At 67.9% G+C, this 17,777-nt stretch carries 15 protein-coding genes; 8 read left to right on the forward strand and 7 right to left on the reverse strand.

Going from position 1 to position 17,777, the window contains the following annotated elements; all coding sequences use genetic code 11:
* Positions 1-152: 152 nt before the first annotated feature.
* The 5 genes from ABE434_RS15655 to ABE434_RS15675 all read left to right on the forward strand — a co-directional run bounded on the left by ABE434_RS15655 (position 153) and on the right by ABE434_RS15675 (position 7,285).
* A complete protein-coding gene (locus ABE434_RS15655) occupies positions 153-2,348 on the forward strand; it encodes a TonB-dependent receptor (protein WP_346479477.1) in 2,196 nt (731 codons plus the stop codon).
* Positions 2,349-2,500: 152 nt separating this feature from the next.
* The gene (locus ABE434_RS15660; RefSeq protein WP_346479478.1) at positions 2,501-3,742 is read left to right on the forward strand and encodes an MFS transporter; all 1,242 of its coding nucleotides are present in this window, start codon (positions 2,501-2,503) and stop codon (positions 3,740-3,742) included.
* A 101-nt stretch (positions 3,743-3,843) separates the two neighbouring features.
* Entirely contained in the window at positions 3,844-4,410 is a 567-nt protein-coding gene (locus ABE434_RS15665) for a TetR/AcrR family transcriptional regulator (RefSeq protein ID WP_179459416.1), read from the forward strand.
* Positions 4,407-6,092 carry an MFS transporter gene (locus ABE434_RS15670; RefSeq protein ID WP_346479479.1) on the forward strand — a complete coding sequence of 562 codons (1,686 nt, stop codon included), beginning with the start codon at positions 4,407-4,409 and terminating at the stop codon, positions 6,090-6,092. Before ABE434_RS15665 ends, ABE434_RS15670 begins: the two co-directional genes overlap by 4 nt.
* 8 nt (positions 6,093-6,100) lie before the next feature.
* The gene (locus ABE434_RS15675; protein WP_346479480.1) at positions 6,101-7,285 is read left to right on the forward strand and encodes an HlyD family secretion protein; all 1,185 of its coding nucleotides are present in this window, start codon (positions 6,101-6,103) and stop codon (positions 7,283-7,285) included.
* 362 nt (positions 7,286-7,647) lie between these two features.
* Here ABE434_RS15675 and ABE434_RS15680 read toward each other — a convergent pair whose 3' ends face one another.
* Entirely contained in the window at positions 7,648-8,133 is a 486-nt protein-coding gene (locus ABE434_RS15680) for a Fur family transcriptional regulator (RefSeq protein WP_019184450.1), read from the reverse strand.
* A gap of 16 nt (positions 8,134-8,149) precedes the next feature.
* On the reverse strand, positions 8,150-9,553 hold the full coding sequence (gene gltX, locus ABE434_RS15685) for a glutamate--tRNA ligase (RefSeq protein ID WP_346479481.1): 1,404 nt from the start codon (positions 9,551-9,553) through the stop codon (positions 8,150-8,152).
* 138 nt (positions 9,554-9,691) lie between these two features.
* Here gltX and ABE434_RS15690 point away from each other — a divergent pair, with 138 nt between their 5' ends.
* The gene (locus tag ABE434_RS15690) at positions 9,692-10,390 is read left to right on the forward strand and encodes a hypothetical protein (RefSeq protein WP_346479482.1); all 699 of its coding nucleotides are present in this window, start codon (positions 9,692-9,694) and stop codon (positions 10,388-10,390) included.
* An 8-nt stretch (positions 10,391-10,398) separates the two neighbouring features.
* On the opposite strand, the gene ABE434_RS15695 is transcribed toward ABE434_RS15690, so the two are convergent.
* From ABE434_RS15695 to creB, 5 genes are all read right to left on the reverse strand, one after another.
* Positions 10,399-11,985 (reverse strand): M20/M25/M40 family metallo-hydrolase, encoded by a 1,587-nt coding sequence (locus tag ABE434_RS15695; protein ID WP_346479489.1) that lies wholly within the window; start codon positions 11,983-11,985, stop codon positions 10,399-10,401.
* A gap of 94 nt (positions 11,986-12,079) precedes the next feature.
* On the reverse strand, positions 12,080-12,517 hold the full coding sequence (locus tag ABE434_RS15700) for a hypothetical protein (RefSeq protein WP_346479483.1): 438 nt from the start codon (positions 12,515-12,517) through the stop codon (positions 12,080-12,082).
* A gap of 9 nt (positions 12,518-12,526) precedes the next feature.
* On the reverse strand, positions 12,527-13,846 hold the full coding sequence (creD, locus tag ABE434_RS15705) for a cell envelope integrity protein CreD (protein WP_346479484.1): 1,320 nt from the start codon (positions 13,844-13,846) through the stop codon (positions 12,527-12,529).
* A 94-nt stretch (positions 13,847-13,940) separates the two neighbouring features.
* Positions 13,941-15,398 carry a two-component system sensor histidine kinase CreC gene (gene creC, locus ABE434_RS15710; RefSeq protein ID WP_176990009.1) on the reverse strand — a complete coding sequence of 486 codons (1,458 nt, stop codon included), beginning with the start codon at positions 15,396-15,398 and terminating at the stop codon, positions 13,941-13,943.
* A 2-nt stretch (positions 15,399-15,400) separates the two neighbouring features.
* Entirely contained in the window at positions 15,401-16,090 is a 690-nt protein-coding gene (gene creB / locus ABE434_RS15715) for a two-component system response regulator CreB (RefSeq protein ID WP_346479485.1), read from the reverse strand.
* Positions 16,091-16,135: 45 nt separating this feature from the next.
* Between creB and rlmJ the strand changes: the two genes are divergently transcribed.
* Complete coding sequence (gene rlmJ, locus ABE434_RS15720; RefSeq protein WP_176990011.1) at positions 16,136-16,993, forward strand: 23S rRNA (adenine(2030)-N(6))-methyltransferase RlmJ; 858 nt, start codon at positions 16,136-16,138, stop codon at positions 16,991-16,993.
* Positions 16,994-17,119: 126 nt separating this feature from the next.
* Positions 17,120-17,665 carry a GNAT family N-acetyltransferase gene (locus ABE434_RS15725; RefSeq protein ID WP_019184458.1) on the forward strand — a complete coding sequence of 182 codons (546 nt, stop codon included), beginning with the start codon at positions 17,120-17,122 and terminating at the stop codon, positions 17,663-17,665.
* Positions 17,666-17,777 lie beyond the last annotated feature (112 nt).

Raw genomic sequence — 17,777 nt, forward strand, 5'->3', positions numbered from 1 at the left:
TCCAGCAGGGTCGGCGAAGCGTTATGGAATAATATAACATCAATCCTGACGCGCACCCTGCCTCCCCCTGACTTGCCCTCCCCCGTTCCGCTACGGGATTCGCGCGCCCCACCATTGATATATTGTAACAATTGACCGAAGGCCCTTGCCCTATGCGCTCCAGCTCCCTCCTGCTCACCCCCCACGCCCTGTCCCTGGCCCTTGCCGCCGCGATGCTGCCCTCGCTGGCAAGCGCCGCCGACGCCCCCGGCAGCCATCGCGACGGCCACCTGACCGAACTGTCCACCGTGAAGGTCACCGCTTCGCCGCTGCAGGGCGATGCCGAATCGCTGGCCCGCCCGGTCGACGTGCTGGCCGGTGAACGCCTGGACGAGCAGAAGGCCGGCACCCTCGGCGACACCGTGGCCAAGCTGCCCGGCGTGCAGAGCACCTTCTTCGGCCCCGGCGTCGGCCGCCCGATCATCCGCGGCCAGGAAGGCCCGCGCGTGGCGGTGCTGTCCAACGGCATGGGCAACATGGATGCCTCGACCGTCAGCGCGGACCATGCCACCAGCATCGAGCCGTTCCTGGCCGACCAGATCGAAGTGCTGAAGGGCCCGGCCACCCTGCTGTTCGGCAGCGGTGCGATCGGCGGCGCGGTCAACGTGGTCGATGGCCGCATCGCGCGCGAACTGCCGGACCGTCCGCTCAGCGGCCGCGCCGAACTGCGTGGCAATTCGGTCAACGACGAGCGCAGCGGCATGTTCCGCCTGGACGGTGTCAGCGGCAACGTGGTGCTGCATGTCGACGGCCTGGTCCGCAATGGCGATGACTTCCGCATTCCCGGCTACGCCGTGATCGATGGCCTGGAAGACCACAGCGGCCACGACCATGAGGAAGGCGACACCGAAGAACCGCGCCGCGGCCGCCTGGACAACAGCTCGATCCGCACCCGCGCCGGCGGCGTCGGTGCCACCTGGCTGGGCGACGAGGGCTACTTCGGCGTGTCCGCCAGCACCTACCGCACCAACTACGGCATTCCCAACGGCGCGCACGTGCATGCGGACGACGACCATGATCATGACCACGATCACGACCATGGCGACGAGGAAGAAGGCGACGAGCATGACGTCCGCATCGACATGGTGCAGAACCGTTTCGAAGCCAAGGGCGGCATCTACCAGCCGACCTCGTTCCTGAAGAACATCAATCTGCGTACCGCCTACACCGATTACGAGCACACCGAACTGGAAGCCGGCACGCCGGCCACCCGCTTCACCAACCGCGGTATCGAAGCCCGCCTGGAAGCGGTGCAGGAACAGATCGGCGGCTGGGACGGCGCGTTCGGCCTGCAGTTCGGCAACAGCGACTTCGGCGCCAAGGGCGAAGAAGCCTTCGTGCCGGACACCGGGACGAAGAACATCGGCCTGTTCGTGCTGCAGGAAAAGCAGTTCGGCCCGTTCAAGCTGGAACTCGGCGGCCGCCATGACCAGGTCAAGCTCGACCCGACCGGTGACTACCGCGCCCGCAAATTCGATGCCACGAATCTCTCCGCGGCCGGCATCTGGACGCTCAATGACGCCGTCGACCTGCGCTTCGGCATCGACAGCTCCGAGCGTGCCCCGACCAACGAAGAGCTGTACGCCGCCGGCGCGCACATCGCCACCCGCTCGCTGGAAATCGGCGATGCCAACCTGAAGACCGAACGCGGCCAGCGCGTCGAACTGGGCATCCACACCCACAGCGACCGCGTCGATTTCTCGGCCTCGATCTACCAGACCAGGTTCAAGGACTTCATCTACCTGGCCGACACCGGCGTGGTCGAATCGCTGCCGGTCCGCCTGTGGACCCAGCAGGACGCCACCTTCAAGGGGGCCGAAGCCGAAGCCCTGTTCCATCTCTTCGAAGGCAACGCCGGCGACTGGGACCTGCGCGTGTTCGGCGACTACGTCAAAGCCGAACTGGATGGCAGCGGCAGCCGCAGCGTCGATATCGCCGTCCCGCACGGTGACCACAACCACAACTACACCGTGGACCTGGCCAACACCGGCTACCTGCCGCGCATCGCCCCGGGCCGCGTCGGCGCCGACCTGCGCTGGTCCCGGGACGGCTGGCGCGCCTCGGTCGGTGCCGTGCGCTACAGCAGCCAGAAGGATGTCGCCCAGAATGAGGACCCGAGCAACGGCTACACCCTCGTCGATGCCCACCTCGCTTACCGCTGGGACCGTACCGACAGCAACAGCTACGAAGTCTTCCTGGATGGCAACAACCTGACCAACCGCGAGGTCCGTCCGCACACCTCCCTGCTGCGCGACTACTCGCCGCTGCCGGGCCGCGGCGTCGCGTTCGGCATCCGCGCTTACTTCTGATCGTTTGATCGGGCGTTGGTTTTACCCGAGGGGGCCGCAAGGCCCCCTTTTTTGGTGCGCGGCCATCGGCGTGCTATGCCCTGCCCGCACACTGTGGCAACGTGCATGCCGAGCGTGCCGTTCGGCCACGCCCTGCCTGCCGGAGCCGACGCATGAGCACGTCCACCGCCGCGACCCGCGCGCCTTCCATGCATTGGGGCCTGCTGGTCGCCGCCTCCGCCATCCTCATGGTCACCATGGGCGTCCGCCAGACCTCCGGGCTCTATGTCGACCCCATCCACCGCGGCACCGGCGTCAGCATCGTCGAGATCAGCTTTGCGCTGGCCATCGGCCAATTCGTGTGGGGCGCGGTGCAACCGGTGTTCGGGGCCATCGCCGATCAGCGCGGCGCCTTGCCCGTGCTCATCTTCGGTGCCCTGCTGCTGGCGGCCGGGCTGCTGCTCGCCCCGTTGCTGACCAGCCCACTCGGCATGACCTTCACCCTCGGCCTGCTCATGGCCGCAGGTGCCGGTGCCGGCAGTTTCTCCGTGCTGATCGGCGCCACCGCCCACCGCCTGCCCGCCGAAAAGCGGTCGTTCGCCGCCGGCCTCATCAATGCCGGCGGCTCGCTGGGCCAGTTCGTATTCGCACCGCTGGTGCAATGGATCATCGGCACCGCCGGCTGGGCGCGCGCCATGATCACGATGGCCGTCATCACGCTGCTCTCGGTTCCTTTGGCCTGGCCGCTGCGCCGTCGCACCGGGGACCACGCGCCTGCCGTCGGCGGGACCGATGAAGGTGGCCTGCGCGCACAACTGCGCGTCGCCCTGCGCGATCGCAGCTACTGGTATCTGCATCTGGGCTTCTTCACCTGTGGCCTGCACATCGCCTTCCTGGTCACCCATCTCCCCGGCGAGATCGCGCTGTGTGGCCTCTCGCCCACCGTCGCCTCCTCCTCCATCGCGCTGATCGGCCTGTTCAACGTCGCCGGCAGCCTGATTGTCGGCGCCCTCGGCCAGCGCTACCGCATGAAGTACCTGCTGTTCTGGATGTACGCCAGCCGCGCCGCGATGATCGGGGTCTACCTCGTCGCTCCGCCCACCCCCCTCACCTTCTACGTCTTCTCCGCCGCGCTCGGCTTCACCTGGCTGGCGACCGTTCCGCCCACCGCAGGCCTGGTCGGCAAGCTGTTCGGTCCGCGCTACCTCGGCACCCTGTTCGGCCTGACCCTGCTCTCGCACCAGCTCGGCGGCTTTTTCGGCGCATGGCTGGGCGGGCTCGCCCTGGCCCACACCGGCAATTACCTGTGGATGTGGTACGCCGACATGGGCCTGGCCGTGCTCGCCGCGTTGATCAATCTGCCCATCCGCGAGGCCCGGATGGGGGGCTGTCACGGCGTGCCCGCCCCGCGCTGAGCTCACCCGCCCTCGACATTGCCCAGCGCGCGCCAACCAGCGCGCGCCAAAACCGACACCTCCCTCTTCCGCGCCGGACAGTTGTGTCCGATGATGCGCGCATGCCTACCCAACGTGCCGACGCGGCCGCCCGCCGCGCCCAGATCCTCGACGCTGCCGATGCCGTGTTCGGCCAGCACGGTGTCACCGCCCCCCTGGATCTGGTGGTCGAACGCGCGCAGGTCGGCCGCGCCACCCTGTACCGCAACTTCCCTGACCGCACCGCGCTGGTCGAAGCCCTGCTCCAGCGCACCGTCAACCGCATCGCCCGGCAGGTACAGACCCTCGGCGACCGCGACGACGCGCTGTTCGAGGTGCTCGAGAGCATGGCCAACCGCATCGTGCAGTCACCGGCGCTGTCGGACTACTGGCGCGCCGTCGATCCCGACCAGATTCCAATCCGGGCCGCGCGCGAGACCATCTACGAACTGCTGCGTGAACCGATCGCGCGCGCGATCGCCGCCGGGCTGTGCCGGCCGGATCTGGAAACGACGGACATTTCACTCATCTCAGGCATGCTGGGAGCCGCGCTGCGTGGCAAGACGCGTGACGAACGCGCCCGGCTGGTCACGCGCGCCCTGCAATTGCTGCGTGGCGGATTGCGGGGGCCTGCCGACGGGGAGGGATGATGTCGCAGTACCTCAAGCCGGTTCCGGACTGGGAGGAGCACGAAAAACCGACCCTGCCGGGCTCGGCCTCGATGCCGTGGCATCCCCCGCACCGCCGCGTGGCCTATGCGCTGGTCGCCCTGCTGGTCGGCATCACCGGTGGCCTTGGCAATGCACTGGTCAGCGCCAACCTGCCGTTCCTGCAGGGCCAGCTCGGGCTCACCCCGGCGCAGGGCAGCTGGCTGGTGGCGGCCTATGCGATGGTCAACGTGACCGCCAACCTGCTTGCCTTCAAGTTCCGCCAGCAGTACGGCATCCGCCTGTTCGCCGAGATCGGGCTGGGCCTGTATGCCGCCCTCGCGGTGCTGCATCTGTTCGTCGGCACGTTCGAGACCACCGTGTTGATGCGCGCGGCCAGCGGCTTCGCCGGTGCGGCCTGTACCACCCTGGGCACCCTGTACATGCTGCAGTCGCTGCCGCGCAGATACACGGGCAACCTGCTGGTGATCGGCGTCGGCATCTCGCAGCTCGCGGTGCCGATCGCCTGGCTGGTCTCGCCCGGGCTGGTCGACACCGGGCAGTGGCACAACCTGTATCTGTTCGAAGCCGGCCTCGCCCTGTGCGCGTTCGCCGCCGTGGTCGTGCTCAAGCTGCCGCCCGGCGCGCAGATCAAGGCGTTCGAACCGCTCGACTTCCTGACCTTCGCCCTGCTCGCCCCCGCGGTCGGCCTGCTGGTGGTCGTGCTCGCGCAGGGATACACGCGCTGGTGGCTGGATACCCCGTGGCTGGGCTGGGCGCTGGTCGCCTCGATCGCGCTCTCCACCACCGCCTTCATCATCGAGCACTACCGCCGCAACCCGCTGCTGCAGACGCGGTGGCTGGCCAGCCTGCCGGTGGTCCATTTCATCATCGGCGCGTTCCTGATCCGCTTCCTGACCACCGAGCAGTCCTACGGCGTGGTCGGCCTGATGCGCACGCTGGGCATGGGGCCGGACCAGATGCGCCCGTTGTTCGCAGTGATCCTGGCCGGCGTGATCACCGGCATGGCCGCCAGCTCGCTCACCTTCGGCCCGAAGCGGCTGATCCCGCAGCTGCTGATGGCGATCCTGCTGCTCGGCAGCGCCGCCCTGCTCGACCAGAGTCGCACCAGCCAGGACCGGCCGCACGATTTCTTCGCCAGCCAGTTCCTGGCCTCGGTCGGCGCGGGCATGTTCATGGGCCCGCTGATCATGCTCGGCATCACCCAGGCGTTGAAGCAGGGCGTGGACCACATGATCACCTTCCTGGTCACCCTCTCGATCACCCAGACCCTCGGCGGCCTGGCCGGCTCGGCGGTGCTGGGCACCTACCAGCTGCACCGCGAGCAAGTGTACTCCAGCGCGCTGGTCAGCCAGCTGGACCCGGCCGACAACGTGGTCGCCCAGCGCCTGAAGCAGCAACAGCAGCTCTACGGCCGACTGATCACCGACCCGGTCCAGCGCAGCGCACAGGGCACCGCACAGCTGGCCCAGATCACCCGCCGCGAAGCCAACGTGCGCGCCTTCAATGATGTGTTCGCGCTCAGCGGCCGGGTCGCCCTGATCTTCCTCGGCTGGTTGCTGCTGCTCGCGGTACGCACCGCCGTGCTCAAGCAATGGCGCAAACGCCACGCGCCGACACCTCCCCTTTCCGCGCCGACGCCTGGCAGCGTCGCGCCCCGATGAGCCCGCCCATGTCGACCCAACCGCCGCACGACGACGCCGCCCCGGAAAACGTCAACCCACCGCCGCCGACCGACGCCGCGCCCGCCCCTGCGCCGCCACCGACGGCCGCGCCGTCGGGCGTGCCCAAGTACCTCAAACCCAGCCTGCGTGCCGTGATCATCATGATCGTGGTCGCGTTGATCGGCATCGCACTCATCCTCCGCGCCTGGTCACTGTGGCCGTTCGAAACGGCACGGGTGACCACCGACAATGCCTACGTGCGCGGCCAGATCACCGTGCTCGCGCCGCAGGTCAACGGTTACGTCACCGAGGTGCTGGTCAAGGACTTCCAGCACGTCAAACAGGGCGAGCCGCTGCTGCGCATCGACGACCGCATCTACCGCGAGAAAGTGGTCCAGGCCGAAGCCGACCTGGACAGCGCGAAGGCCGCACTGGCCAACTCCGACCAGTCGCAGGCGCAGAACCGCGCCCAGATCCAGGCGGCCCAGGCCAACCTCTCCGCCGGCCAGGCCGAGCTGTCCCGCTCGCGTACCGAACTGAAGCGCTACGAAGAACTTGCCGCCCAGCAGCTGGTCGCCCTCAACGACCGCGACAAGTTCCGCACCACCACGCAATCCGCGCAGGCCAGCGTGCAGCAGTCGCAGGCCCAGATCCGCATCGCCGAGGAAACCCTCACCTCCACCCAGGTCGCCCGGAAAGGACTGGAGGCCCGCGTCGAGACGGCCCAGGCCCAGCTGGAACTGGCCAGGATCGACCTCGCCAACACGGTGATCCAGGCCCCACGCGACGGCCAGGTCAGCGAAGCGTCGGTGCGCCTGGGCCAATACGTCACCGCCGGCTCGCAGCTGCTGTTCCTGGTGCCGGACACCTTGTGGGTGGTCGCCAACTTCAAGGAAGGCCAGACCTGGAAGATGCGCATCGGACAGCCGGCCACCTTCACCGTGGATGCCTTCGATGGCCAGAAGCTGCGCGGCCACATCGAACAGATCGCACCGGCCACCGGCTCGGAGTTCAGTGTGCTGCGCCCGGACAACGCCAGCGGCAACTTCACCAAGGTCGTCCAGCGCCTGCCGATCCGCATTTCCATCGACCCCGATCAGCCGCTGGCACCGCGCCTGCGTCCGGGCATGTCGGTGATCGTCAAGGTGGATACCGGCGTGGAAGGGCGTGAGCCGGTCGAGGGGACGCCGTGATACGGCTGCGATGACGCCGACTGGCGTGGCAATGATCCCGCGCATCCCGGGGCGGAAGATGGCCGTCAAAAGCATCGAGCGCGGCCTCGATCCAGCGTACGCGACGCCCAACGCAACGCAGAAACGGCAGATCAAGCGGGCACGGAACAGCGCCACGTAGCGGGAGACGGGGCGACGAGCATGGAGTCATCCGGTGGCCATGAAAATGGAATGGCTGCTCTCGTGCAGAAACGAAAAAGCCGCGCAGGTGCGCGGCTTTTCAACATCAACAGCGTACCGACCAACGGTCGGTACCTACCGGTGCAGCGGACCTACCGGTGCAACATACCTACCGGTGCAACGTACCGACCAACGGTCGGTACCTACCCCGCACAGCGCGCGCACAGGCCATGCACTTCCAGCGTCTGCGCCTGCGGCTGGAACCCCAGCTCCTTCGCCCGCTTCTCCAGCTGGCTGACAATCTCCTTGTCCTCCAGCTCCACCGCACTGTGGCAGCTGTTGCAGATCAGGAACGGCACCGAATGCTGCGCACTGCTCGGGTGGTGGCACGCCACGAACGCGTTCACCGACTCCAGCTTGTGCACGAAGCCATTGGCCATCAGGAAATCCAGCGCGCGGTACACCGTCGGCGGCGCGTCGGCACCGACGCCCTTGCCATTGCGTACCCACTCCAGCAACTCATACGCCTTGACCGGTTTCCCGGCCTCGGCGATCAGGCGCAGCACGTTCGCGCGGATCGGCGTCAGCCGCAGCCCGCGTTCCGAGCACACGCGTTCGACCACCTTCACGAAGTCGGAGGCATCGTGAACATGATGGTGCGGAGCGGTACAAGCGGTCTTTGCGGACATGCGCGGTCTCCTGTGGTCAGGCCGTCGGTACTTTAGTGAGTGCGACGTCGATGCGTTTCAAGGCCTCTTCACGCCCGGCCAGGAACACCGTCTGCGAAATGTCCGGGCTGACCTGGGTGCCGGTGATGGCCACGCGCAGCGGCTGGGCGACCTTGCCCATGCCGATCTCCAACGCCGTTGCCACGTCATGCAGGGCGGCAGAAACGCTCTCCACCGTCCACTCCCCGGCCGCCGCCAGCAGCTCGCGCGCCTTGCCCAGCGCCAGTTCCGCGCCCGGCTTGAAGTGCTTGGCCACGGCAGCCTCGTCGTACTCGGTCAGCGGCTGGTACCAGACCACCGCCTTCTCGGCCATTTCCTTCAGCGTCTGCACACGGTCGCGCAGCGCCACCACCACGTCCGCCGGCGCCGGACCGGCGTTCAGATCCAGGCCCAGTTTGTTCAGCTGGTAGACCAGGTGCGGGGCGATGTCGGCCGGCTGCTCGGTCTTCAGGAAGTGCTGGTTGACCCAGCCCAGCTTGGCCATGTCCAGGCGCGCGGCCTTGGAATTGCAGTGGGTCACATCGAACAGATCGATCAGCTCCTGGCGGCTGAACAGCTCCTGGTCACCATGCGACCAGCCCAGACGGGCCAGATAGCTCAGCAGCGCGTCGGGCAGATAACCGGCGTCCTTGTACTGCATCACGTCGGCCGCACCGGTGCGCTTGGACAGCTTGGCGCCCTGCTCGTCCAGGATCATCGGCATATGGCCGAACTTCGGCACCGGCGCACCGATGCCTTCATACAGATTGATCTGGCGCGGGGTGTTGTTGATGTGGTCGTCGCCGCGGATGACCTCGCTGATGCGCATGTCCCAATCGTCCACCACCACCGCGAAGTTATAGGTGGGGAAGCCGTCCGGACGGAAGATCACCATGTCGTCCAGCTCGCTGTTGGCGATCTCGATGCGCCCCTTGATCAGGTCATCGAACACCACCGTGCCTTCCAGCGGATTCTTGAAGCGGATCACGCGGTTCGGGTCGTCCTTGTACGGCAGGCCCAAGTCACGCGCAGCGCCGTTGTAACGCGGCTTTTCCTGCTTGGCCATGGCGGCCTCGCGCATCGCGTCCAGTTCTTCCCTGGTCTCGTAGGCGTAGTACGCCTTGCCCTGCGCGACCAGCTGCTCGGCCACTTCCAGGTAACGGGCCACGCGCTGGGTCTGGTAGATCGGGCCTTCGTCATAGCCCAGGCCCAGCCACTCCATCGCCTCCAGGATCGCGTCGATCGCGCCCTGGGTGCTGCGCTCGCGGTCGGTATCTTCGATGCGCAGCACGAACTCGCCGCCGCGGTGGCGGGCCTCCAGCCAGCAATACAGCGCCGTGCGGGCGCCACCGATGTGCAGGTAGCCGGTGGGACTGGGGGCAAAACGGGTGCGGCAGGTCATGGAGGGCTCAGGGCGGGAAACGGAATCCCGGCAATTTTACCTGTCCGGGCCGGACCCTGCCTAAATCGGAGAATCCCTACTGTCTGCTGGGCGCAGACATGGTCTGATTGCGGGATTGCCCGCTTTTCAGCCATCCCCATGACAGCCTCCCGCTTTGAGCCGCCTTCACGGCACCACACCGCCACCCGCGCCGTCACCGCCCTGATCCTGCTCGCCGCACTGGGCGCGTGCTCTGCACCGGGCAGCGACGGCGCGGCGGCTGCTTCAGTGGCCACGAACGCGCCAGCCCAGCAAACGGTACCGGCAGACGTGGGGGCCAGCGCGTCCACGCTGCCGCCCGACACGTCCTCCTCGGGCACGCGCGCTGGCATGCAGACGCCCGCCGTCCACGCCTCGACGGCAGCCGGCGACACCGAACGGGCGCTCGGCCTGGGCGATGGCCTGGCGTCGGATGAACTGCGGCAACTGCTCCGTGACAGCGCCGCCTTCGACCAGGCGATGGCGGCCCTCGATCACGCCTACGCCACCGATGGCGATGCTCACGACGTTCGCAGCAGCTATCAGCACGCGTTGCAGCAACGGCTGGGCACCGGCCCGGACGCGCCGCGGCTGAGCCGCCTGCAATGCGGCATCTCCCATTGTCTGGGCGAGATCACCGGTCCGCTGGAAAATCCGTCCGTGCTGTTTGGGGCGCCCCGTGATGCCGCGGGCCGTCAGTTGCCGGTCAACGAAGCGATGGTGCGCAGCATTCTGTCCGCGGAAGGCAGGCCCACGGGCTACCGCCTCGCCTTCTCGCTGGATCCGGCGCCCCGCACCGGGCCGTCGCCGGCCCGGTAGCCCTTCCGTCAGGGCGCCAGCAACGGCTTGCGCGGCAGCTTTTCATCGCGCATGGCCGCGTTGTACACGAACGAGGCGACGATGGCGGCGGCCTGCTTCAGGTCTTCCGGCTCGGCGTGGTCCCAGGTGTCCAGGTTGCTGTGGTGGACGTTGGTGAAGTAATCCAGGCGATCCTGGATGAACTGGAACCCGGGCAGGCCGACGCGATCGAACGCGATATGGTCGGTGCTGCCGGTGTTGCGGGTCGCCACGGTGGTCGCGCCGACATCATGGAACGGGGCCAGCCATGCCTCGAAGATCGGCACCGCGGCCAGGTTCTCCTGCGCATAGATGCCGCGGAAGCGGCCCGAGCCGTTGTCCATGTTGAAGTACGCCGAGAATCTGTCGTAATCGCGCTGGCGCTGCAGGGCGCCGGTCGGCTCACGCATCGAGGCCGGCAGCGTGAGCTGCGCCGGGTCGGTCGGCTCCGGGTAGCGCGCGAAGTGCTTGGACACGTAGTCCTGCGAGCCGACCAGGCCCTGCTCCTCGCCGCTCCACAGCGCCACGCGGATGGTGCGCTTGGGCTTGGCACCCACCGCCTTGAGGATGCGCATGGCTTCCATCATCACCGCCACGCCGGCGGCGTTGTCGGCCGCACCGGTGCCGGTGTGCCAGGAATCCATGTGCGCCCCCAGCATCACGATCTCGTCGGCCTTGCTGCTGCCGCGGATCTCGGCCAGCGTGTTGTAACCCGGCTGGTCCTGCGCATCGGTGAAGCGCGCCTCGACATTCACGCGCAGCTTGACCGCCTGCTTCTGGTCGACCGCCCGCACCAGCTGGTTGTAGTGCTCGGCCATCATCGCCAGTTCGGGCACGCCGACCGGTTCACCGGCCTTGCGCGAGCCACCGCCGCCGACGCGGATGATGCCGTTGTCCCAACCGCTGATGCTGATCGTGGCCAGCACACCCTGCTCGGCGAAGAAGGCGTTGGTGGCGCGGGTCAGCGCCTGCTTTTCCAGGTATTCCTTGGCCTTCTTGGCCCGGTCGGCCTTGGCATCGGCGACATCCTTGGGCACCGCGAACACCTGCAGCTCGGCCAGGCCGGCGTCATCGTGGCGGTGCGAATCGGACTTGGTGGCCCGCTCGTAGTCGCGCGCATCGTTGAGCAGCAGGATCTTGCCGGCCAGCTTGCCCTTGTACTGATCCAGGTCGGCCAGCTTCTTGATCTCGACCTTGATCACCTCGCCTTCGACCGCACCGTTGGTGCCGGGCGTCCAGGCCTTCGGCAGCGCATACAGCGGCGCCACGCGCGGGCTCAGCAGTTCCACGCTGGCGTTGCTGAATTCCCAGCCGCGGCCGAACGCGTCGAACGCCTCGTCGTGCACATTGACCAGACCCCACTCGTTGAACTTGCTGCGGGTCCAGGTGTTGGCCTCGCCCATCGCGGGGGAATTGGTCAGGCGCGGGCCGATCTGCTCGGTCAGGTGGCTGAAGGTCGCCATCACCTGTGATCGGTGGAAGGCTTCCTGACGGATGCGGCTGACCATGTCCAGGTCCACCGTCTCCTTCGTCTGTGCATCGGCGACGCCGCTCAATGCCAATGCCACGCTCAACATGCCCCACTTGAACACGATTACCCCCGCCTCTCGGCCAGACCACGAACAATCCCCGAGTCTATCGAGCGCTGGCCCGGTACCCCCGGGCCAAGAGTCATGGTCCATCCATCCAGCCGTACCAGAGCTGGCCGCGGGTCGGCAGCACCAGCAACCAGCGACTGCGGTCCAGGGAGGCGCTGGCGTAGACCGGCGCATGCACCGGCCAGTCGCCGGGCAAGCCGCGGATGCCGATCTCGCGCAGGGCCTGGGCACCTTTGCGCCATGGCCGATACTCGCCACACCACTGCGGCAGCGGCAGGCGCCCGCGCGCCTGCCGTGCCTGTTCCAGAAAGCGCAGTCCCTGCGCTGCGATCGCCTCGCAGGTGACCGGGGCCAGCCCGAAGCGGACCAGGCCCGGTGCCCCCTGCGCGCCCGGCAATGCCATCAGCGGGGACGGCCATCCCGGCGCCTCGCCGTCCAGCAGCGAGGCTACCTCCAGCCGGGCGGGGAGCGCCCGGCGCATACGTTCCTGAAGACAACGGCGCCAGCTCATGGTCGGTCCTTACTTCAGGCTCGCGCCGAGTTCGTACCAGTCGACCCGGCGGGTCACCCACATCACCGCGGCCAGCACGCCGAACAGCAGCAGCGAGCCCATCAGCAAGGCGTTGTTCTCCGAGATCAGCAGTCCGTACAGCGCGCCATACAGTGCGCTGAGCATCAGCGCGAAGCCCAGCCCGCGTTTCCAGCTTTTCAGCACCCCGGCCAGGTACACGGTCTGGATGCCGATGCACGCCAGTGCCGAGAGCGCATAGGCCTGCCAGAAGGCGATGTGCTCGGAGAGGCTGAGCAGCAGCAGGAAGAAGATCGCCAGTGCCAGGCCGACCATCAGGTACTGCAGCGGGTGGATACGCAGCTGCTTGATCAGCTCGAACAGGATGAAGCCGACGAAGGTGAGCAGGATGAAAAGGATGCCGTACTTGCTGGCGCGGTCGGCCTGGGTATACACATCGACCGGGTTGACCAGCTCCACGCTGACGGCTTCGGCGTCGATGTCCGGGCGGTTGCGCAGCTGATGCTGGGCACGCGAGGCCAGCGAAGACACCGCCCACTGCGCGTCGAAACCCTGCGCGTCGACCTTGCGCTCGTTGGGCAGGAAACTGCCACCGAACAGCGGATGCGGCCACGGCGAGCGCAGCGCGATGCGGCTGTCGTCGCCGACCGGCACCACCGACAGCGACCGGGTGCCATCCAGCACCAGCTCCAGTTCGACCTTGCTGCCCTTGAGCAGCCCGCCGCGTGCATCCTCCAGGCCCGGCAGGCCGACATGCAGGCCGGTGCCGATGCCACTGACGCCGCCGGCATCGGGCAGCAGGTTCAGGGCATTGCCATCCACCCGCAGGTTCGGCGAACCCACCAGGCCGCGCACGTCGGCGATGCCCACGGTCAGGAACGGGGCGCCGTAGACGCGGCCCGCCTTCACCGGGTAATCGTCATCGGCGAACTCGGCGGTGACCGTGGCCTTCCAGCTGTAGACCGGCACGCGGAACAAGCCGACGCGGCGCTCGTCCGGCTGCATCACGCCGTCCACCTTCAGCGTGGCCGGCATCTGCAGCCACTGGCCCTGCTCGACCTGCTTTTCCTTCTTCTTGGTGCCGGCCGCATCCACTACCTCCACCTCGCGGGTCTCGGTCCACGGCACCACGCGGATCGGGCCGGTCAGGATCTGCGCGCCGGCGCGGCTCTGCGCCACGCGCTGGTATGCCTCGTCTCGGTACGCCTCGCGTTCGCGGATCACGCCCTTGATCAGGCTCAGCGGAATCAGCAGCAACAGGATCAGCCCGCCCACGATGGCGAACCGCAACAGCATCTTCAGGGATTTCATGACCCGTCCTCGGTTGGGAGGGGGCCAGCTTCCCGCGCGCCGGTGTGCGGGGTTTGTGCCGGGTTTGAAGTCTGTGTGAAGTGTGGCGCTGCGGTCAGCGCCGCGGCGGGAGCGCGGGCAGCCGCGACGGCAGCCACAACACCGCCTGCGCGCCGCCGTCATCGCGGTTGCGCAGGCTCACGCGGCCGCCGTGCAGGCGCGCCACTTCCTGCACGAAGGACAGGCCGAGGCCGGAGCTGCGCTGGCCGGTGCCGGGGCGCGCCAGCGAATAGAAGCGTTCGAACACACGGTCGAGCGCGTACTCCGGCACGCCGCTGCCGCGATCGGCCACGGTCAGTGCGATGCCCTCGCCTTCCACACCCGCACCCAAGGTGATGGCGCTGCCGGCCGGCGAGAAAGCCACGGCATTTTCCAGCAGGTTGTTGAGGGCCTGGCGCAACAGGTAGCCATCGCCCTGCACGCTGTCGGCCCGCACGTCGATCGCGATTACCACCCCTGCCGCCTGCGCGCGGACCGCCACCGCGTCGGCCGCGGCCTGCAGCAACGGTGCCAGCGCGAGCCGCTCATGCTTCTGCAGCCAGCCGTACTGCTCCACCTCGGCCAGCGCCAGCAGTTTGTCGATGGTTTCGGTCAGGCGCTGCGCCTGGCCTTCGATGCTGCGTGCGAAGTGCGCGCGGTCGGCATCCGGCAACGGCTCCTGCAGCAGTTCCGCCGCGCCGCGGATCGCGGCCAGCGGGCTCTTCATTTCATGCGTCAGCGACTGCACGTACTGCTCGACGTAGGCCTTGCCTTCCAGCTTGCGGCGCATGGTTTCCAGCGCCTGGCCCAGATCGCCGATCTCATCGCGGCGCGGCTTCGGTGGCGGCACCGGCTCACCGGCGCTGACCGCCTTGGCATAGCGGTTGAGCCGGCTCACGCCGTGCATCAGCCACGCAGTCATCAGCAGGCCGATCAGTGCCGACAGGCCGATCAACCACGCGCCACGTTTCATGATGGCGCGCTGGCTGGCCGCGATGAACGGATCGATGCTGCGGTTGGGCTGGGCCAGGCTGAGCACGCCGATCAAGCGGCGCCCATCGGCCGGATCGAAGATCGGCGCGGCCACGTGCATCACCGAGTGGGTATCGTCGCCCGGGGTTTCCGGGCTGGAACGCGCGCCGTATTCGCCACGCAGTGTGCGGTAGACGTCATTCCAGCGCGAGTTGTCGCGGCCGACATCGCGCCCGGTCGAGTCGTACACCACGATGCCCTTGGCATCGGTGATGGTGACCTGATAATCCAGCGTGCGTTTGGGGAACCGCCATACCATCGCCTTGGGGTCGCGCCGCTGCGCCCGGGCCAGGTCGGCGACGAAGCGGCCCTGGCGGATCTGCCCGGCCTTGAGATCGGCCGCGGCCATTTCCGCCAGCACGTTGGCCGCATCGACCAGCGTCGACTCCATCGCCTGGCGCACGCCCGGCTTCACTTCGTTGACGAAGATGCGCATCACGAAGAACGCGGCGATGCCCACGATCAGGAAGAAGCCCAGGAACAGTTTCAGGCCCAGCCGCATGCCTACACCTCCAGTGCGTAGCCCAGGCCACGGTGGGTGCGGATCGGGTCGGTCGCGGCCCCAGCGGCACGCAGCTTGGCGCGCAGCGTTTTGACGTGCGTATCCACCGTGCGGTCGGCGCTGTCGGCGTCACTGTCCCACCCGCGGTCCATCAGCTGGGCGCGGCTGAGGATCGCGCCGGGGCGCTGCAGCAGGGCCGCCATCAGCGCGTACTCGTAACGGGTCAGGTCCAGCGGCTGGTCGCCGAAGCGGATCCGGCTGCCCTCGCGGTCGATCGAGAAACGGCCGTGCTGCTGCCAGCCCGAGGTCTCCGCGGGCGCCGCCGACCGGCGCAGGCGCGCACGGACCCGCGCCACCAGCTCGCGCGGCGAAAAGGGTTTGGCCATGTAATCGTCCGCGCCCAGTTCCAGCCCGAGCACGCGGTCGAACTCGTCATTACGGGCGGTCAGGAAGATCACCGGCACCTCGCTGAAGGTGCGCAGCGTGCGGCAGACCTCGAAGCCGCTCATGTCCGGCAGGCCGACGTCCAGCACCACCACGTCGAACGCCTGCTGGCGCAGCCGGACCAGCGCCTCCCCGCCGAGCAGGCTGTGGTGGGCACCGTAGCCTTCGCTGCGCAGCGCATACAGAACGGTGTCGGCGATGGCGGTTTCGTCCTCGACCACCAGGACGTTGTGCAGGGGGTGGTTCATGCGCGCAGCATAGCCGCTGGGCCCGCCGCCCCGTACACTGCCCCGATGAATTACCGCCACGCCTTCCATGCCGGCAACCATGCCGATGTGCTCAAGCACATCGTGCAGCTTGCCCTGCTCGACACCTTCAAGCGCAAGGACAGCCCGTTCTTCGTGCTGGACACCCACGGCGGCGCTGGCCGCTACCTGCTGGCCAGCGAGGAAAGCCGCAAGACGCTGGAAGCCGAGGACGGCGTGATGCGCCTGATGGCCCAGCCGCAGCTGCCGGCGGTGGTCGAGCGCTATCTCAAGGCAGTCCAGGCCGACAATCCGGTCGGGGCGATGATCAGCTACCCCGGCTCGCCGTTGCTGACCGCCCAGACCCTGCGCGAGCAGGACCGCATGGCGGTCTGCGAGGTCCAGGATGCAGAAGCCGCCGCGCTGAAGGCGCTGTTCGCCCATGACAGCCGCGTCGCGGTGTACCAGGCCGACGGCTACGCCCAGAACCGGAAGCTGCTGCCGCCCAAGGCCAACGGCGTGAAGATCGGCCGCGGACTGGTCCTGATCGACCCGCCCTACGAGGGCCAGGACGCCGAGTACCAGGCCATCATCGCCTCGGTGACCGAGATCCTGGGCCGCTGGCCGCAGGCGAGCTTTGCGATCTGGTTCCCGATCAAGCAGCGCCGGACCATCCTGCATTTCCTGCGCAAGGCCTGCGCTCTGCCGGTGAAATCGGTGCTGACCGCCGAGTTGCTGATCCGTCCGGACGACTCCCCGCTGCGGCTCAACGGCAGCGGCATGCTGCTGCTCAACCCGCCGTGGCAGTTCGACCAGGTCCTGGCCCCGGCGATGCCGGCGCTCAAGCAGTACCTGGGCGAGGCCGGTGCCTCGACCCGCCTGCAGTGGCTCAAGCAGGCCGAATGACCCCTCCAGGCCAGACCGGAACCCCGGCCTGGCCGGCTCCTCCCGGCCGGATCGGCGTGAGTGATCCGTTCACGGAACGCTGCCCCCGGGATGCGAGAATCCTGAGACCACCAAGGAATCACCGGTATGGCTACCCGTAACCGCATGCCGCCCTGGCACGAGATTTTCAAGGCACCCAGTGGCCACGAGCTGCTGATCCGCCCGATCCGGCCGGAAGACGGCCCGCCGCTGCATGCTGCCTTCAGTCTGTTCGGTCCCGAAGAGATCCGCGACCGTTTCCTGCAGTCGGTGACCGAGCTGTCGCCGGAAACGACGCAGCGCCTGACCCACCCCAATCCCAAGAGCGAAATCACCCTGGTCGCGGCCGAATCCCTGCCCGCCGGTGAAGCCGTGGTGGGCGCGGTGGCGCGCGCCTCCATCATCCCCGGCACCCGCGAAGCCGAGTACGCGATCCTGGTCAGCCGCTTCCTGGTCGGCCAGGGCCTGGGCCGACAGCTGATGCGCAAGCTGGTCAAGTGGGCCCGTGGCAAGTACCTGGATCGCCTGTACGGCGATGTCGCCGAAGAGAACGAGCCGATGAAGCAGCTGGCCGCCTCGCTGGGCTTCCAGCCGATCCCGCACCCGAACGGTACGCCGGGCCTGGTGCGCATGGTGCTCGAACTCGACAGCTGAAACAGGGCGCCTGTCCGCGCCCTGATCGGTAGTGCCGGCCGCTGGCCGGCTGACCTTGCCCCGGTAGTGCCGGCCGCTGGCCGGCTCCCGAACATCACGCATCGCCTGGAGC

Source organism: Stenotrophomonas sp. TWI1183 (assembly GCF_039673115.1).
Lineage (GTDB): Bacteria > Pseudomonadota > Gammaproteobacteria > Xanthomonadales > Xanthomonadaceae > Stenotrophomonas > Stenotrophomonas maltophilia_AA.